We start from the raw sequence: 18,119 nt of genomic DNA, 5'->3' as shown, positions 1-18,119 counted from the left end.
ACAGCTCGGCCCGCCGACAGTGTGCGGTGTAGGTCCGTCGTCCGCTCGACAAGGCTGCGGCCAGATCGCTAAATCAGATCAGCCATCCTGCTGTCGCCGAACACGCCAACGTCGGCCTTGTGCTCCCGGCGCAACACCTTGAGCACGGCTCTCGCCTCAGATTCATTGAGCTTGGACCGCTGACTCAGATCGATGCCTGTGTGCCCGGCGACGACTCCGAGCGGAATGCCGTGCTTGAACAGCGCCAAGGTAGCCGACGGTATGTAGTCCTGCGAATCATTCGCATCCTCGGTGAATCGGTCGACGAATACGACCATCGCAGGACGGGTCTGCATGTAGGTCAGGAGAATGTCACCCTTCTTGAAGGTCCAGTCAGGCACGAGCCAGACGGACTTCGGGTCTCCACCGGCCATTACTTGCCAGTGATCCCGCAGCGCCTCTCGCCAGTCCGTTGAATGCGGGCGCCCGACGTAGAGGGACTGCCCCGGCTTGACGGTGGGAATTGTGTTCGTCAGCTCCATGGTTTGAGTATGCCGATCAAGCCTTGCCCTGCGTGCTCATGTAGTCCCAGATCGCCGCGTCCAGCGCTCCCGTGCTGCACCCGTACTCCTTAGCCGCTGCTTTCACCAGCTCAGACACCCGGTCGTAGTCGTGCGAGTACGTGATCCCGGCATCCTTGGCGAACCCCTTGATGTGCATGTCCACAGGCACGTGCTCAGCCGAGCCGGCTAGTACCGCGATGTAATCGACGGTCTTTTGACCCACGTACGGGATGCGACGAAGCGACCCACGGAACTCTGGACCGCGATCCTGGTCAGCCAGCACTTCTACGAGGTCAGCGACCGTCTCGATGCCCGCAGCATCAAATTGCTCGACCAGGCGAGTGATGACTTCGAGCTTCTGTGGCCCCCGCCAGTTGATTGTTTTGCTCAGGCCCTCCGAGGCGATGCGTGTTTTGAACCCCGACAGCGTGTCCGCATCCGGCCACTCTTTGATCAGGCGTTGCACCCGTGGCAGGACCGTTGACTTGTACTTCGCCTGTCGCTGCAAGGCGGCGTCGCAGATGATCGCCCCGATGTGGTTCCAGCCGCGGGCGGACTCTTTGGGCTCCAGACCAGTGGCCCGGACGTGGTGGAGTAGTTGCCGGACGTCATCTGATGAGGCCATGGGGTGATGGTTACACGTCGTAGACGTCGGGTTTGGTGTTTGATAGTCCGCATGCCAGACCAAGATGATGAGCCGGACGAAACAACACGGCCAACTATCGACAGACCCGTGAGCGTAGTCATGCGGCGTAGGTCCCGTACAACGCATTGGGTGATCGGACTCGGGCGGAACCAACGCATCGTGGCACTGGTTGGTGCAGTACTCCTAATTGTTCCGCTACTCATCATCGTTATTGATGGTCAGATCCTCCCTCTCCCAAACGGCTACACCTACCGAGCCACAGATGAAGATGGCATCTTCAACAACGATACGATCAGATTCATAATGTTCGTTGCCATCGCTGCCGGGCTTGCCATCTGGATACTAGTGTGGCAAACAATCGGAGAGGGAAACGAGACCCGCGCTCGGACGCTGGAGGCCTTGGCAAAACTCCAGAATGATCCAGGAACCAACTCCACAGACTTTGACTCCCTATGGCAGGACAATCGGAAGCGGTTGAACATCTACCATGATTTGGTCACGAGGTACGCACAGTCCACGCGTATTGCCACAATAGCCACGATCGGCGTGGGCTTCGTCTTTATCGTCATAATCAGCGTGATCGCGGTGCTTGCGAAAGACACGACAGGAGCGATAGCCTCCTCTGTCATCGGCGCTTCAGGAGCCCTTTTAACGGGATTCATAGCCAACGCGGTACTAAAGAACGCCGCAAGTTCCCAGAGTGAACTACTGTCCTTCTTCTCGCACCCGCTCGAAGTGGAACGCGCCTTGAGTGCTGAGCGCATAATCAACGACATCGGTGATCCTACCGAAAAGGCCGCATCTCAGCGCATTCTCATCGAGTACTTGACTGGACGCAAAACGGAAAGCGTATCGGATCAACCCACAACCGAGCGCGCCGAACACTGACTGACTTCGCTCATAGTCGAACTCTCTCCGCGCGAGATGCGCAAGGACACAAATGAATATGGGTAGAACTAGAAAGCTAGTGTACAAGAAGGTCAAAGCTGAACAGTTCGTTCGACTTTGGCTGGAGGCAGTCGAGAACCGCGAGAGCATCGCCTGGATCGCCAACCGCGTTGGTTGCAGCGATCAGTATGTCTCTGTGATGGTCGCGACCCTCCGCAAACAAGGCGTCGAGCTGCCGGCGATACGTCGCACGTTTGTCGAGACGATCAAGGTCGAAGACCTCAACGCACTAATACGAGAGAAGTTCGGTAACTAGCTGTGCCGCTTCTTAATTACACCACCAGCATCGCACCGACGAAGACTGTCATGGAAATCCAGGCGGCTCTAGCGAAGGGGGACGCGTCGGCGATCATGGCGAACTACGACGCTAACGGCAACATCGTGGCGCTCAGTTTCAGGATCTTGGCGGACGGTCAGGAGATCGCGTTCAAACTACCTACCGCCTGGGAGCCCGTGCAGAAGACTCTATAAGCAACGGGTGTCGCCGAAGTACCAGACACCAGAGCACGCCCTCCGAGTCGCTTGGCGCATCACCAAGGATTGGGTCGAAGCCCAGCTCGCAATAATCGAAACCCAGATGGTGACGCCTGCCCAGGTGTTCCCCCGTGCGCAGTGACCCGCGATGGATCGACTGTCTACGAGTACATGGCTGCGAACTCTCAGATGGGACTGCCCCCGGTTTGGTTGACATCTGACCTGTGAGATTCTTTCTCGCAGTGAAAGGATGTTGTCATGCCGAAGGAGTTCCGCGCCGATGTGATCGCTGTGGCCCGCAAGGGCAAAGCACCGATCCGTCAGGTTGTAACTGATTTCGGGATCTCGGAAACCTGCCTGCAGCGGTGGCTCAGAATCGCCGACCGCGACGACGGAATCGACCGCAGCGCTTTGCCAGCTGCCTCCGCTGTGTCTGACGAGTCGGCAGAGCTGCGAGAAGCCCGTAAACGGATCAAACTGCTCGAGCAAGAAGCCGAGGTGATGCGCCGGGCAGTGGGCTACCCGTCTCAAAATATCAACCCAAAATGATGTACCCGCTGGTCCGCGACCTTGCTGGCGACGGAATCCCCGTCACAGTGACCTGCCGGGTTCTCGGATTCTCGACTCAAGCGTTCTATAAATGGTGCAAATACCCAGTCTCTCAACGCGACTGGGACAACGCGCATCTGATCAACGCCGCACGCAACACATCCATGCAGACGACCCCGCGTTCGGTTACCGGTTTATCGCTGACGAGCTTCCCGAGCACGGCATCGTTGCCGGCGAAAACCGTGTAGCCCGATTGTGTAGTCAGGAACAGATATGGTCGGTGTTCAGCAAAAAGCGTGGCCTCAACCGCAAGTCGGGGCCACCGGTCCACGATGACCTCATCGACCGCAAAGTCACTGCCGACAAGCCCAACCAGGTGTTGCTGACCGACATCACCGAACACTGGACCGACGAGGGCAAGCTGTACCTGTGTGCGATCAAAGACCTGTACTCCAACAAGATCGTCGGATACTCGATCGACTCACGCATGAAGGCTTCGTTGGCGGTGCGAGCGCTGCGAAACGCTGTCGATCAACGCGACCCGGGCGCCCGCGATCGTCCACTCCGATCGTGGCAGCCAATTCCGATCGAGATAATTCGTAAAAGAGCTGTCCCACAACAATTTGAAGGATCTATCGGCAGAGTCTGGGCGTGCGGAGACAACGCCGCCATGGAATCATTCTTCGCCCTCCTTCAGAAGAACGTCCTCGATCGTCAACGCTGGTTCAGCCGCGAACAATCGCGACTGGCGATCGTCATCTGGATCGAGCGGACCTGCCATCACAAGCGCCGCCAACGCCGGCTCGGACGACTCACGCCCATCGAGTTTAAGACAATCAACCAGACCGCAACCGCGGCCTGAACCGCTCAACCCCACGAGTCAACTGGAGTGGGTCAGTCCCCCCGATCACGTTTGTGTGCGGGGACCTGTCGCTGTACCAATCCGGAACCGCCCTCTACTCAGACAACACCACCGGCTACGAGGCGTCATGCGATACGTACGTGCCGCCGACCGGCATCTAGGACCAGAACGGGTTCGGCGTGATCAGCGGATTCGAACCTTGCGGGATGGCATGCGGCGAGGACCCGACGAGCGGTGAGTCGCAAGCGCAATTCGGATGCGAACAAGGTTACGTCACTGGGCCGCTGTGCGGTGATGTGGGATCAGCTCCGCAATAGTTGACACAGCGGGGGCGCGAAGCGGTTTCTTAACCGATTTCTTCGCTCTGCGACCTAGGTCGGCAGCGGGAGCCCGCCCACTGTGCGCAGACGAAGGCAGCCTATGTACTGGCCAGCTATGTACTGGCGAGCCGAACGGGGTTTCATACTTCGTCCCCAACGAACCGTTTTGTGGAGGCCATCCACTCATCGCTTTCTCCGAACAGTCGTTGCGGAGTGCAAACGCAGTCTAGGGCACGGCGGTGGCCATCAGTCTTGGATCTCGGCGGCGAGTGTCGCCATAAGCGAGACTCGATGTGCGCGCATCGACATTGTGATGATTGCGACGCGAAGGTATCGACGACGGCAACGATGCGCTCGTCGCCGCCGACTAACCGATACTTGGTTCACTGCATCGGGCGATGAGTAGCTCTCAGTTCAAACGAGTCCACCTTTACCACCAGACGTCGCTACGCGTGCGCGAAAGCGCAGATTGCGCATCACAACACGCCCAACCACCCTCGGCCCGACTATTTACCTTGGGTAAGTATTGGAAAAGCCCCGCCGCAAGGTCTGACTGAAGACCTAGAGATGCTAGCGGAGACACGTGTGCGACTTGCAGTTTGCAGAACGAAATCTATGGGGCTGCTACAGTAACGTGGTGCTCCAAGAGGAGTCGCGGCATCCATCCAATAACGAGGCGGCTTTGCTACCCGCCTCAACATACGGTGGTGACTCAACTCATCGCCTGCATGATGCATATTTTGCCTGGATGGAAGCCAGATGGCTCTGGGCACTCCCGTGCCCAGAGCCATCCGGAGGACAAGTCGATGTGGGGAAATATCGAGTCAGATATTTATACTCTAGCAACGGCCAAAATAAAATCGTTCGAAGCCTACGCCAAGTGGGTATCTGACGAAAACGGTCGTCGTCAAAAAAGAACTATTGGCAAACCCTCACCAATTAGCGCCATCCGACCGGAATATTGGGCTCATGCCCCCGGTCACGACCCTTATCATGTCCGCGCTCGGCAGTCCACCATTGCGCATTCGCTCACCGCGAAACTGCGGGCGGGATCTTATCGCCCGCACTCACCCTCAGGCTATTTCGTTCCAAAACTCGGAGGTGGTGAAAGGCTAGTAAGTTGCTTCGAGATTGCGGACGAGGTGGTATCGAGACGGCTCTTTACATCGCTTATGTCAAAGAACCGAGCGCGTCTAAGTGCGCGTGCGTACGCATACAGAAATGACCTCACCCCCCACGATGCACTCGAATACATTGCAAGCGAGTTTTCGCGAAAGCAACGCATTTTCGTAGCAGAATACGACTTTCGGAAGTTCTTCGACACGATCGATCAAGGCAATCTTCTCAGATTATTCGATGATCTTAAGTTGCGAGTTACCTCGGCGGAGAGGTCGATAGTAGAAGCATTTCTCTCTGCACCTCAACCGATAGTGAACCCCCTCCCGTCTCTGGTGCACCCGGGACCTAGGACTCGCGGCATTCCGCAAGGAACATCAGTTAGCCTCTTCTTGGCGAACGTGGTAGTCACACCGCTAGATCGAAGGCTCGAGAGTCTAGGCGTCGGATTCGTGCGATACGCCGATGACACTCTCATCTGGAGTCATGACTATTCCTCAATCTGCCGTGCCGTGGACGAATTGCATGCAATTTCGAAAGAAATTGGCGCTGAAATTAATCTCAGCAAAAGTCCCGGTATTCACATACTCACCGCCGAGAATCAAGCGGAAATGAACAGTGTTACTTCGGTCGACTATCTTGGTCACACGATCAGACTTACGAAGCTATCCATGAAGAGCGCTACGGAAAGAAAGATCCTCCAGAGGGTCGACTCGTTGATCTACTCTAATCTACTCCGAGAACCCTTGAACGGCACCCAGAACCTAGCAAGGGTATCGACGGAAATTGACTTCGACTATGTAACATTCATCTGGCAATTGCGGCGATATCTCTACGGAAATCTGTCTGAGAGCAAGCTGCGGAAGCTTGAAAGTTCGACAGTACCGCTTATGAACTTTCACGGAGTAATGTCCTATTTCCCTTTAGTCGATGACGACGAGCAACTCTCCAACCTTGATCTCGCCATTATCTCTAGGACAGCTCTCGCACTAAAAAAGCGGTCCGCCCTGCTTTCTCCTCGCCTTGGCTATTCTGCACCACCGATTTGGAGCCTTCCGAAGTCCGAGTTACGGTACCATGTTCACAAGAGTCCCTCTAGTTCGAACATTGATTTGAGGTTCCCAACGCTATCGATCATGTCCAAGGTCATCCGGAAGGCAATCAATACCCATGGCCTTGGCGTCGTGTCGGGGAAGGTGATCGGATACAACTACAAATCTAACTAGACACCTTGATATAATTATCGTGATCGTCAATGACGACCCATCACCATCGTTTTTCAACCAAGACTATTCGGTGCGGACCGCCAACCAAATCGTCTGGCTAATACCTACTGGGCTCTCATGCTCCCAGAACCTGAGCACCCCCCATCCCAGGGATTCTAAAGCAGCTGAGTTCCGTCGATCACGGTCCATATTGGCGTCTAATTTTTTCCGCCACCATTCAACATTGTTCTTTGGCTGGGTAGCATGTACTGGACAGCCGTGCCAAAAACAGCCGTCAATAAAGACGACAACCCGTGGTCGGGTGAACACGATGTCACCCCTGCATCGCAGCGATGCCTCCGGGCGGAAGTCCACACGATATCGAAGTCCGGCCGCATGTAGGCGTCGACGGACCTGCAATTCAACTTTGGTGTCTCGTCGGCGCTGCGTTTGCATACGACGCCGAACGGAATCGTCGAGAGGCTCAGGCACCATCAGAGCGCAGACATGGTCTTAATATGTTGCAACAAGGCGTCTTTGAACGGCTGCCCTCCACTTCGCAGCCGCGAATTAGTCAGCCGCGTGTAGAAGCCAGTTGTCGCCTTGACTGACAGCGGATCGAATCGCCGGTTCAAGAGGCTGCTGATGGTCACACGCGGTACAACGAGAGGCGCTTCCCCGAGACTCCACTGCTGCCGTTCTCCCCTGATGGAAGACCCCGCGCCAGGCCACCGACTCCCGACAGCGAACTGCCGGGCGACGTCGAGCGGCTCCCCGGGGGCAATTAAACGTTGCCCCACCCACTCCGCAACCGGAACTGTCACCGCGTTTCCGACCATCTTCCAGCGCTCCCCTGGTGTTGCGCTGCCTTCGGTCCAGCCAGAGTCGAAGCCCTGCAACTGCTCGCCGACTTCGACTCGAGGTCGGACGATCGCGACGCCCGGCGAGGCCGCCTTGCGCCAGACGGCAGGAGGTGACGGAATCCCGAGCTTGGATCCGCCTTTCAGAGTTGGGACGACGTCGTCACCCCACCCAACGCCGCGGTTACCCTCCGTCCAATAGAACCCGTGTGCACGTGCCGAATTAGTAGAGGACGGCGTGTGATCGTCGACAAACAAGACCCAGCGCGGGTCTTCGGTGCGCGATGCGACGATGACGACTCGGCGTCGGCGCTGCGGTACACCAAAGTGTTGGGAGTTGACCGTCCGGTAAGCCCAGTTCCACTTCTTTTCGTCAAACCAGTCGGTGATCACCCGAATTGGCTCGCCGCCGTGGAGGCTGAGCATGTTCGTCACGTTTTCGAGCACAACCCAGGTCGGCTTTGCGCGATCGATGAGGCGAAACACTTCGCGGACAAGCCCCGACTCCTCGCCGCCGATGCCAGCAACCCGGCCCACCTGACTCAGGTCGGTGCAAGGAAACCCTGCGGTGACGACGTCCACCTCGGGAAGCGCGCGGAGGTGGCGAATGTCGCCTACAACCGGCGCATCAAACCTTCGTGCCAGCACTTGCGCAGCGGGCTGCCAGTACTCACACAGCATCTCCGTAGATACACCTGCGAGGTCGAGACCACGCTCGATCCCACCCACTCCCGAGAACAATCCCGCTGCCCGCACTCAAGCATCCTCGAGGATTTCTCGCCATTTCACAAATGGTGACGTCAGAACACCGGCACACAGAGCGTTCATGCCGAACGGCCCCGCAGAAGAACCCAATCCTTCGCCCCGGAATGGTCTCTAGATGTACCGAACTGCCCGGTTGCCGTCGGGATTCCTGGATGAGCTGCCCTACGATCGTAGGTGCTGACATTGACCACCCCCGGGCGTCAACCTGCAGGCATGAAAGAGTCGGAACTCTCGTTCTCCTTCACACCCAAGTCGATGTCCGTCGAGGAATAGGGCGTTCTCAGCCGGCCCACGCTACTTGAATCCGCCGAACGCCTCGAGCTGTACGAAGGAACGCATCGCCTTGACCCGCGAGTGCTTCTGCACCACTCTCATCCATGATAATTCTACTATCCGTCGCAGTCTTTACGCGCAAAGCGAGCTGGGATGGCAAATTGGATCGAATGGTCGTTGAAATAACATCCGCACTCGGGCGCTGCGTCGCCGCAATAATGTGTATACCAGCGGCTCTAGCCTTAGCCGCCAAACGACGCAGTAGACCCTCAATCGCTGCTTTTTCTGTAGGGTCGCTGGTCAGATCTGCGTATTCGTCGAGCACGATAATCACCCACGGCTTGCGGTCTTCTGGTTCCACCGTCATGTTGTAATCCACGAGACTTCTTGCGCGAACCGGCCTCATCAACAGATAGCGGTTCTCCATCTCCATGACCGCTGCCTCTAGCATTTCGATTGCGTCCTCCGGATAGACCCCAATCGCACCGTCAACGTGGGGATCTTCTTCGAAATCGAGCAACTCAGTACCTTTAGGATCGACCAGTCGAAGCCGAACCAGCTCTTCCGGATATCGGCACAGGCCGCGAAGGATCGTCTCCAGCGCGACCGATTTGCCGCTCCCAGTTGTGCCGGCAACAAGCAAATGCGGAGAGTCGGGCGACGAGAACTCGATCGATACAGCTTCTCCAGAGATGTCAACACCAACGGGTACTTTTAGTCGACCAAGATCAACCGGGCACCGATCCCATAACGCCTGAGCCGAAGCCGCGTATCGTTCGTCGGGCGACTTAGGTACCTCAAAAACAATGTTCCCGCGATCCAGGGAAGTACGGATCTGAAGCTCCGATGGCAATCGGAGCGCTAGCGCAATCTCCTTGACCCGGTTGACAACTCGATCAGCTGTGATTCCAGTTTGCGGAGTGACACGGAGCACATAAAAACCGGGTCCTTCAATCCATGGGTCGTTCAATGCTGGCTCAACTGCAACTTTGTGCTGATCCAGAACATCTAGCAACTGCTCGTATCGCCGTCGCAGCTCCGAGGCTCCCAAACCGTTCTCTTCGGCAGCTTTTTGACCAGGCCGGAGGTCAGACTGCGAAGTCCCTGCACCGTCCACAGAAGTTCCATTCGAAGCAGCGTCAGACAACTCGAAGGGTCGCGCGCCAATGTGTCCACCCGAGTCTTCGAGACTCCATATCCGTGCGCTCGGTTCTTCGCGACGCACTATGCATTCGATGATCTGCTTGAGTTCCAGCCGATTAATGCGGAGCAAGCTGTGCCGTCCGAGGTTACCAATGGGTGGCGCCGGAGATTCATTAGCTGCCGCGATCGCAACCGCGACCCCTCCCACTTCACCGAGGACAATTTGACCGGAAAAGATCGAGCCCATAACTGTTTGCATCAGCGACTGTGTGCCCAGCTCCTGAATGGTGCGCGCAGGTAGATCGCAGCTCGGTAGCACTAACCCGCTCGTCCGCTCTATAGCAGCGGCTAGCTCTTGTAGCCAAAAAGCGCTGTCGTCTGGAGTCGTGTCGCCTGACGCGAACGCAGCACGGCATAGATCAATTGTCCGGTCGAGTTGCTGTTCTGCAATTCCAACGTCGAAAATCTGACGGAATTTCGATTCAACCACTAAGATGTCAAGTCGCATCGTGTCGTCATCTTCGAGAGTAAACGTGAATCGCCCAAGGTCGGCGCGAGTGCGTTGGACTCGTCCGAACCAATCTTGCAACTCATCGAAGCTTAGCCAGACAACGAGATGTGGACGATCCAAAGACGAGGGACGCCATCGTTCGACGGCAAATCTACTGGCGACCAAACCGACAATCTCACTCGCCGCACTCCCGATCCCGAGTGCACGAAGCACGGCGCCTGGGACCACATTTCGTCCGACGTCATATATTCGCTCGGCAACATGATTGGTGTGTCCCTCGACCAATCGCATCTCGGCCAGCTTCCGACCGAGCCGCTTAGCGACAAATCGACGGCCGGTACCTGAACTAACTATTAGGGTGTAGGCCTCATTCTTTCCGACTCCGGGGCGTACGAGAATTACATCCGGCTTATCCTCAAGAGCATCAATTTGATCGCGCCCCACAAAAGCATCTAGTGTTACGACCCAGTGCGCGATTCTGTGCAGCTCGATAAAGAGCTTCTGTCGCTGATCGAATCTAACTTGCATCTCGAAGTAGTCGGTGTTCAACTCCTGCTGCGGCGCAACGGCTGAATGTGCATCGTGTCTTACGCATAGTGTGGACCATGACTCAAGCAACGGATCGCTCTGCGATGGAAGCATCGCCCTGACAACATTCTGGCTGGACTCTCGAAGGTCATGACTTGAATCGTGAAGCAGGGGATCGTATTTACCAGCGATAAACGCTGTCGAGTCCTTGGTTTTGGCATGGAGGGTAGTCCGAGTTCCAAAGAGGGCAGGGGCCAAAGCCAGATCAACGCGGTCGATGAAACCCCTCAGGTCGGGATCCGATTCGGTCGACCAATGTTGCAGCAGCAGTTGAACCTCCGGGAATAGCCTGCCCTCCGGGAGTTCATCCTCCCCGAACTCCGAATCGAACGCCTGTACAAGGTCATGATGGTTCCTACGATCGCTAAACACTATTAATTCCAATCGAACACCCGAGACGCGCGCACGGAGACGTCTCGCCAATCGCGTAGGTAGCTGGGTCGTGCCATCACGATCAAGCAGAAGAACGACCAATCCGTCCCGTTTATGTGGATACGTCTCGACGTACGAGACCGACACCTTCACCAACTCATCAACTGCTGCATCGTCAACAGCAGCCAGCCAGTCACGGCCCTGAGAGGCTCGGCCGCTGATCGGTGTGTACTCTTCGTGCCCGGCGGACTCTCGTACAGCAATCGCCACAGTTTCGTCCTCGCCTACTACTAACGGCGGAGTCCCGTGGGGTGAAATACGTTGGATCCACTCAAAAAACAATTCTGTGTTCTCAAGGTTTAGGTTCAAGCCGCGCGATAGAGCAATTATGGAAAGCTCAGTCATCCTTCTCAGGTGGCTTGCCAGCCAACGAAGGCGAAGGGGATGGGATCCGAGCATAACAAGCTTATCGTCAGATAGCTGCAGGATGTCAGTCAGTACCACGCCAGCCAGATCCTGATCAGGCGAATTCGCCGGCACCAGGATCGCTCGCGCCTCATTGACCACTGGTTCCCACGCAGCAACATACGCGTCCAACAAATCCGCGTCTATGCCCTCCCGCCACGCAGCCGCGTGTCGATGTCGCAGTTCAGATAGTCGCGCCGAAAATGGTCCCAATGGACGGCTTTCGCCACGCCTACTAGCCCATTCTGTAGGAAGTAGCAAGCCGTCAAAAAAGTTGTCAAATCCTGTTTCGAACTTTTGGCCGGGATCGAAATTCAAACCGCTCAGCAGCGCCCCCAACCCCGGCAAACCCGGCGTACTTGAAGGATCCCAACGAAACCTCCGTGCGCCTACCCCATTCATCTCAAGGCATAGGCGAACCGGACCCCACGCTTCGGCGGGGTCGAATTCGTCGGCAGAACCACCATCCTCGGGTCGTAGAAAATTGCAAAGACGACCATCGACGGCGAATTGGAGACGTGAATCTACAGTCAACTCCGCCATTTGTAACAACGTGCGCCCGTACAGAATCGCGAACAGCCATCTGGTCCACGGCGAGGCTTGGGTGAGCCCTTCCAACTTCAATGCAACACTATGCTCTTCACCGTCATCGAGGACGTGTACTCCATGCAATATCGCTCTCAGCGGGTCTGGCGCAAGTTGTGCGTCAGGAAAGGCGACCTTCTGCACCTGCCGGCGGAGTTTCGGTGACACGATTTCGACGAGTGCTGCAAGATCTTCGGGCGGCTCCGCCCGCACTAGCCGTTCGGCAGCTTCTTGGTCACTGTCGTTCAGACCCGGTTCAACCTCAAGGTCATCAAATTCTTCGACGCGTGTCGAGTCCTGCCGTGCAAGATCCTCGCGAAAATGCGAACCAAGACCTCTACGATCCGGCCTACGGTCGAACAGAAGTAGCCATAGCTGCAGGTCAATGGACGCTCGCGCCTCATCACCTCCCTGCAGAACTCGTCGCATAAGCGCCCTCGTAGTTTCGACCGACAGGCCCGAACTCGCTAGAAACGTTTGAGGCGGTTCGAATGATTCAATTCGTTCGCGCAAATCGTCGTCCGCGATGGCGGCGCCGCTTGGCTGCCGGAGATCACTCACATTCAGGTTCTTGGTGAGCCGAGACCGCGCAGCATTTGCCACATCGAACAGTAAATGGTCAGCGAAAAGACCTAGTGCGAATAGCGCCTCTCCCGCAGCACGGGAGACCAATTCCGGCGTCAAGAGGTCCGTGGAGTTAGCGAGTTCGCAGGTCTTCAATACGTATGCCACCCAGCGCCGTAGCGATAGACGATCGTTTGGAACAATGGCCTCGCGAACTTCACTCAACACCGATGTCAACTTGCTCGGTACGGTCGCAGTCCCGGCGACTGCTTTCCACGCCGAGCCAACGACGTCGCGAAGAATCACCTTAACTTCATCAGAATCAGAAGAATTGAGGAGACTGTAATCGTCTAGGCGTGTTATTGCAGCGAGTCCCTCTTGGTCGCCCTGTACATCCCAATCGAAAAGCAGGATTGCGGAAACCTCGCGATTCCGCCAGTATGTCAGTGTCTCTTCATCGCCAAGTAACATCTCCCCGGGAATACCCTCGATTGCCTGCCGTGTTCCGACCTTGACTATTAGACCCTCAATCGCAGGCCTCGCTGAAACTAGTAGATGCTGAACTGCTGCCACTGTTTCTTCCGCCTTGAAACCCGTGACTCGAAGGGCAGGCCGAGCTCCTCCCACCCCCTGGGTGAGCATTCTTTGCGCAGTAAGCGCGACGACACTCCCTACAATACTCTCAACATTCGCAGTCATCGCTGATCTCCGTGGACTATGCTTGTGGCGTCAGAATAATGAGTTAAAAGTCCAATAGATCGCAGGCGGGCTTTGAACGCATCTGAGTTCAGTACGAAAACCCCAGCATCTATTGAGGAGGTAAACCCAGCTTTCCCCGCAGATCTATCGTCGATCACAATCCCCAGTTCGGCAAACAAGCGAGCGCAAAAATCGTAGTACTCCACCTCGGTATTCGGCGGAATCAGCGCTGAAACTACAGACTCAAGAAGCGGGGGCTTAAAAGTAAAGTGCCGCCGCCCTACTGTCGAATTCAACGCACCCACGGCAGCTAGGCTTTCTGAGAAGAATGCGCGAGGAGATTTAGTGTAGTTTGCGTTGGCCGACGTGTACGTCTCCCAGCGAGAAACATCTTGGTCGTCACCGGATTCAGCAGCATCTGCATGCTTTTTGACCGCGTGGCTGATCAACGCAGCTACAATCTGACCGCGGAATGCTTCCAGTTGCTCCTGGGAACCCCTGCGAAGCGGGTTCGTGTTTCGAGTGGCGTCGACGAGAATCGCTTCCCTATCAAAGCCTTGGTGTCGCCGCGCCAGATGCAGTTGGTGCCGTGCTAGGCAGTAAGGAACCCAATGCATCAAACGCTCAATTCGCTGTGCCCGTGGGGCCCCCACGCGCGTGACGATCGAATTGATCCCACTGCGTAAGAGATCTGGCCACGGACTGACGGAATCAAAGCTCTGCGTCTCTGATTCTGACAACTCGTCGAACGGCAGGCTACGTGCTGAATCGTGAGAACTCAGGGCCGCCGCAACGCGACCCAACGAAGTGTTGCTGTTTCCTACAAGATCTTTCATTGCGTTGCGCGTTGCGTTTCGGCGGGATGTGTCGCGATCGGTTCGCAGAACGTAGTACGCCCAGCCACCGCCGTCGCGAAAGAAGTATCGCTCAATCGCAGGCTTGCCGCGGCGTTCCACGGCATCGTAATGTACAAGCTCTCCGACGAAAGGATAGAGGTGAGCTGCGAACCAACGCGGAGCTTTCCTTCTGCCGGGAATCTCGACAATGAGCGAGGCGAATAAGGCCTCAAGTGTTTCGTGTGTACTCGCACCTTGGAGTGCCTCGTCAAGTTTTTCGCGATCGACGTCGCTGCCTACTGCAATTCGACGCGCGATATCATGAGAGATGCGGTCGATTCGAATTGGCGATTCGTCCGGATCCAACAAGTTTTCTGGAGAATGGTTAACAACTCCCCTAGCAATTGCCAATAGTTCGAGAGCGACATAAAAACCTCTGCCTTGTTCTTGGAGGTTGACGCCAAAAACTTCCTTAACTAATTCTGCCCCACCTCGATCACGCGCCGCCATCTCAAAGCCCTCCCGAGCGAATACGATCACCGACATCGATTGTCAATGATCGTCGCTCCCCGTTGACCAATACTTCAATCTCGTCGGTACCCGACTCGGGGGGTGCCAACGTGGCAAGCAATCTCGTTAGACTGCGGATCTCGCCTTCATATTGACCCCGCGTCGTCAGACCGCCCGCCCATCGGCGAAGCAATTCAAAAAGCATAAGGTTTAACGGAATAGTCACGTTTCCGCTCGAACCTGAGATCTTTAAATACACCGTTCGGCTCGACCACTCGACAGCGATAGGCATGATTGGCTGCTCGGTACACGACTCCGCCCAATGCTGCACGTGAGATTTAACGTTAACGTTAATGCCCTGCACGCGCGCAGAGATGACAGCGGCTCGGTTCCGATGCGAGAAGAACGCCGGATCGAGGACCAGGAAATCTGGGGACTCTCCAGGGCGCCGGACGCCTTGCACGGCCTCAAGCCCCCGCAGCAGCGTGTCGCGGACCTCTACCCTAGGCGCAGATCCGGTGGCGATCTCGACGAACTCCGTGCCAGAAAGTAGGCCCATGCGACGAGCGTGATCAGTACCGCTTTCAAAGAACTCAAACCTGCGGAGAAATCCGATGTGAGACTTCATAAGATCTGATTGCCGAAGCGCTTCGCGCCGGGAACGCACACTTTGGTCGTCGTTCAGTTTCGGTGGAAGAAAAGTGATGGGTACGTCGTCTGGCTCTAGCTGATCGTCGAACTCTCTAAGCGAAACGGATCCTGGATCTAGCTGACGCAACGATGAGAACGCTGGGACCTGGCCGCGGTTAGAGGCCGACAACAGATCAGCAAAGATGGCCTGGTGGTAAAGGTGTGGATATTGCCAAACATTCCCTTGCCCACGGGTATATTTTCGATGTACATCCTGGCAGGTCAACCCGCCGGTCACAGCATACGAAATTGCCGCGAGCGCCTGGCGCGTTGTGATTACTGATCCCATTCGTTCGGCCGTAGAGAATAAGCTCCGAATGCCACCACGCCGCATAGTGCCTCGCTCACTATCGGAAAGGCTCTGATGGTTCGCATATATTGGGCACACATGTCTGGCTTCACAGCGTTGACAGGGACGCCATCGCCTACCGTCGGCTGCCCATTCTCGAATCGCCCAATCCACCAATCCGTCTCCCTGGTCCGGTGCGGTGGACTGAAAATTGAGATTGATGACGCAAACACCAGATTGCTGGTTCGCGACCGTTCCGAACTCGATGCCGTCTACGAGAGTCTCGATAATTACCTGAGATCGTCCAGTCACGTCCGCACTTACACAATTGCGTAGGTGTCCCTCGTTGGCGCAGATGATCGTGACCGCGTCGGGGGGTGTGTCGACCAATCGAGCTAGGAGCGGGGCAGCGGACTCCCGAGGCGACTCACTGAGGTCACTGAGCAGTCTCAGCGATCGACCGCTATGAGTCCGCGCAACTTCTTCTACCCCATGGCCACGTTGCCGGATTGCGCGGTGCGCCTCCACAGAATCTAGCCCCAACCGCTCTAGCACGCGGGCGCAGAGAGTGGTCTTTCCGTGCCCGGCGTCACCTGTTAAGACGACTAAACGTACGTCTCCGTCTTCGATGAGCATTTCCAGGAAGCCCAGCGTCACCGGCTCAAAGTGCCTGTCCCCGGGTTTGGTGTGCTCGTAGACAAGCTCGGCACTGCCAGTTTGGAAGGGCTGAAAGCCGCGCAGACGCAGTACGTGCGGATTTACTTCCAGAGTCATGCACGCCTCATCTACTCGATTGTCATCAGCCCGTGCGAAGATACCGGCAGCGCCCGACAATTGTGGAGCATACGGCTGTTCCGATCGACGCATGGCCGCGGGTGTGCGGACGAATCGGTCCCTTATCCCTGATTCTCTAGCGCTAAAGGTCTTACTCGCAGCGATGCACCGGCCGCAATCGTCTAGGAGGTCCCCGCCCGGTAGCTCGCTGGAGTGACTCCACGGTCACTGAGCGCTCATGTCAGATAGCTTCTGTAGCGTCCATCAGGTGATGACCTCAGCCCGTTCGCTCCGAGAGGGGACACTCGCGATGGACTTGCACTCCCTGCGGGGGGAGGTGCGACCCAACTTTGAATGTTCAAGCCCGGTGCTTTCAGTTGTAGACCTCTTCGCGGGCTGCGGCGGACTGACGCTCGGGGTCGCGCAAGCGGCAAGCCGAAAGAACCTCGGCATTGAGGTTCGGCTTGCGGTGGACTCGGAGGGCACACCGATCCGCGTCTTCGGTCAAAACTTCCCCACCGCCAAGACTGAAGTCGCGCTGGTCGAGTCGCTATTTGATGGCGACCTTGGCTCCGACCTCACGCCGACAGAGCGCAGAACGCGCTCATCGATCGGTAATGTGGATCTAATTCTGGGGGGTCCACCATGCCAAGGCCACAGCAGCCTGAACAACCACACTCGCCGAGCAGACCCGAAAAATCGCCTATATCTTCGGATGGCGCGCGCTGCAGAAGTCCTCAAACCTTCGGTTGTCGTGATCGAGAACGTCCCAGCCGTCGTCCACGACTCGGAGCACGTCGTAAAGGTAGCGACGGCTTCCCTCCACAATGCTGGATACGTCGTGACCGATGCGGTCGTCGAGCTCATTCGGGTTGGCGTGCCGCAGCGGCGCAAGCGGCACATCTTGGTCGCCGCGCGACGCGATTCCGTAAGAGAAGGACTTGAGTTTGCGAGCCTCCTGACCTTCGACGAGAGGCCTAGCCGCACGCTCCGGTGGGCAATCGGTGACCTTGAGCACGCAGGCAGCCGTTCCTGGCTCGATGTACCATCACGAGCTTCAATCCAGAACGTACAGCGTATGACGTGGCTCTTTGAGAACGACGCCTACGACCTTCCAAACTCGCTGCGCCCACCGTGTCATCAGGGAAAACATTCATATAACTCCATGTATGGCCGACTTCGCTGGGATCGACCGGCGCAAACGATCACAAGTGGGTTCGGGAGTATAGGACAGGGTAGGTTCGTGCATCCGTCGCAACCCCGTAGCCTCACACCGCACGAAGCGGCGCGAATTCAGGGATTCCCCGACTACTTCACATTCGAAGCAGCGGCCGGGCGCAAAGAATTGGCAGTCATCATTGGAAACGCCGTTCCTCCACAATTAACTGAATCGCTGGTAACCAACCTTATTGACGCCGAACTAATGAAACCGAAACGGGAGACGCGTCAGCCTTGATAGCGCGCACGCTGCGGCAATGTTGTCTCGCGAGAATCAAGTCGTCTCAAAGCAGCATGTTCTCCTCGCCAGCCGCA

General features: G+C 56.6%; 13 protein-coding genes. 6 read left to right on the top strand and 7 right to left on the bottom strand.

Going from position 1 to position 18,119, the window contains the following annotated elements; translation table 11 throughout:
* Window positions 1-68 precede the first annotated feature (68 nt).
* Together CSW57_RS04410 and CSW57_RS04405 are read right to left on the bottom strand one after the other, a co-directional pair.
* On the bottom strand, window positions 69-521 hold the full coding sequence (locus tag CSW57_RS04410) for a hypothetical protein (RefSeq protein WP_143696474.1): 453 nt from the start codon (window positions 519-521) through the stop codon (window positions 69-71).
* Between the two features lie 16 nt (window positions 522-537).
* Window positions 538-1,167: a hypothetical protein gene (locus CSW57_RS04405; protein WP_099381590.1), complete on the bottom strand. Its 630-nt coding sequence runs from the start codon at window positions 1,165-1,167 to the stop codon at window positions 538-540.
* Window positions 1,168-1,347: 180 nt separating this feature from the next.
* On the opposite strand from CSW57_RS04405, the gene CSW57_RS04400 reads away from it, so the two are divergent.
* From CSW57_RS04400 to CSW57_RS04370, 5 genes are all read left to right on the top strand, one after another.
* The gene (locus CSW57_RS04400; protein WP_143696473.1) at window positions 1,348-2,076 is read left to right on the top strand and encodes a hypothetical protein; all 729 of its coding nucleotides are present in this window, start codon (window positions 1,348-1,350) and stop codon (window positions 2,074-2,076) included.
* Between the two features lie 538 nt (window positions 2,077-2,614).
* Window positions 2,615-2,752 (top strand): hypothetical protein, encoded by a 138-nt coding sequence (locus CSW57_RS24405; RefSeq protein ID WP_189339127.1) that lies wholly within the window; start codon window positions 2,615-2,617, stop codon window positions 2,750-2,752.
* A gap of 116 nt (window positions 2,753-2,868) precedes the next feature.
* The gene (locus CSW57_RS24625) at window positions 2,869-3,159 is read left to right on the top strand and encodes a transposase (protein WP_099381586.1); all 291 of its coding nucleotides are present in this window, start codon (window positions 2,869-2,871) and stop codon (window positions 3,157-3,159) included.
* Between the two features lie 91 nt (window positions 3,160-3,250).
* On the top strand, window positions 3,251-4,021 hold the full coding sequence (locus tag CSW57_RS04380) for an IS3 family transposase (RefSeq protein WP_099381585.1): 771 nt from the start codon (window positions 3,251-3,253) through the stop codon (window positions 4,019-4,021).
* 1,027 nt (window positions 4,022-5,048) lie between these two features.
* A complete protein-coding gene (locus CSW57_RS04370) occupies window positions 5,049-6,683 on the top strand; it encodes a reverse transcriptase domain-containing protein (RefSeq protein WP_143696472.1) in 1,635 nt (544 codons plus the stop codon).
* A gap of 63 nt (window positions 6,684-6,746) precedes the next feature.
* On the opposite strand, the gene CSW57_RS04365 is transcribed toward CSW57_RS04370, so the two are convergent.
* The 5 genes from CSW57_RS04365 to CSW57_RS24245 all read right to left on the bottom strand — a co-directional run bounded on the left by CSW57_RS04365 (window position 6,747) and on the right by CSW57_RS24245 (window position 15,812).
* The gene (locus CSW57_RS04365; protein WP_099381583.1) at window positions 6,747-7,118 is read right to left on the bottom strand and encodes a very short patch repair endonuclease; all 372 of its coding nucleotides are present in this window, start codon (window positions 7,116-7,118) and stop codon (window positions 6,747-6,749) included.
* A 38-nt stretch (window positions 7,119-7,156) separates the two neighbouring features.
* Entirely contained in the window at window positions 7,157-8,278 is a 1,122-nt protein-coding gene (locus tag CSW57_RS04360) for a DNA cytosine methyltransferase (RefSeq protein WP_099381582.1), read from the bottom strand.
* Between the two features lie 289 nt (window positions 8,279-8,567).
* The gene (locus tag CSW57_RS04355) at window positions 8,568-13,487 is read right to left on the bottom strand and encodes an FtsK/SpoIIIE domain-containing protein (RefSeq protein ID WP_099381581.1); all 4,920 of its coding nucleotides are present in this window, start codon (window positions 13,485-13,487) and stop codon (window positions 8,568-8,570) included.
* Window positions 13,484-14,863, bottom strand: coding sequence for a hypothetical protein (locus CSW57_RS24250; protein ID WP_143696471.1), 1,380 nt, complete (start codon window positions 14,861-14,863; stop codon window positions 13,484-13,486). The genes CSW57_RS04355 and CSW57_RS24250 overlap by 4 nt, the downstream gene beginning before the upstream one ends.
* Window positions 14,835-15,812 carry a hypothetical protein gene (locus CSW57_RS24245; protein WP_143696470.1) on the bottom strand — a complete coding sequence of 326 codons (978 nt, stop codon included), beginning with the start codon at window positions 15,810-15,812 and terminating at the stop codon, window positions 14,835-14,837. The genes CSW57_RS24250 and CSW57_RS24245 overlap by 29 nt, the downstream gene beginning before the upstream one ends.
* Window positions 15,813-16,953: 1,141 nt before the next feature.
* Between CSW57_RS24245 and CSW57_RS04335 the strand changes: the two genes are divergently transcribed.
* Window positions 16,954-18,042, top strand: coding sequence for a DNA cytosine methyltransferase (locus CSW57_RS04335; RefSeq protein WP_189339126.1), 1,089 nt, complete (start codon window positions 16,954-16,956; stop codon window positions 18,040-18,042).
* Window positions 18,043-18,119 lie beyond the last annotated feature (77 nt).

The sequence above is a fragment of the Williamsia muralis genome (assembly GCF_002735905.1).
In the GTDB taxonomy this organism is placed as follows: domain Bacteria; phylum Actinomycetota; class Actinomycetes; order Mycobacteriales; family Mycobacteriaceae; genus Williamsia; species Williamsia muralis_A.
Note: the sequence above shows the minus strand (reverse complement) of the source record. Positions and strands in the feature narration are given on the sequence as shown.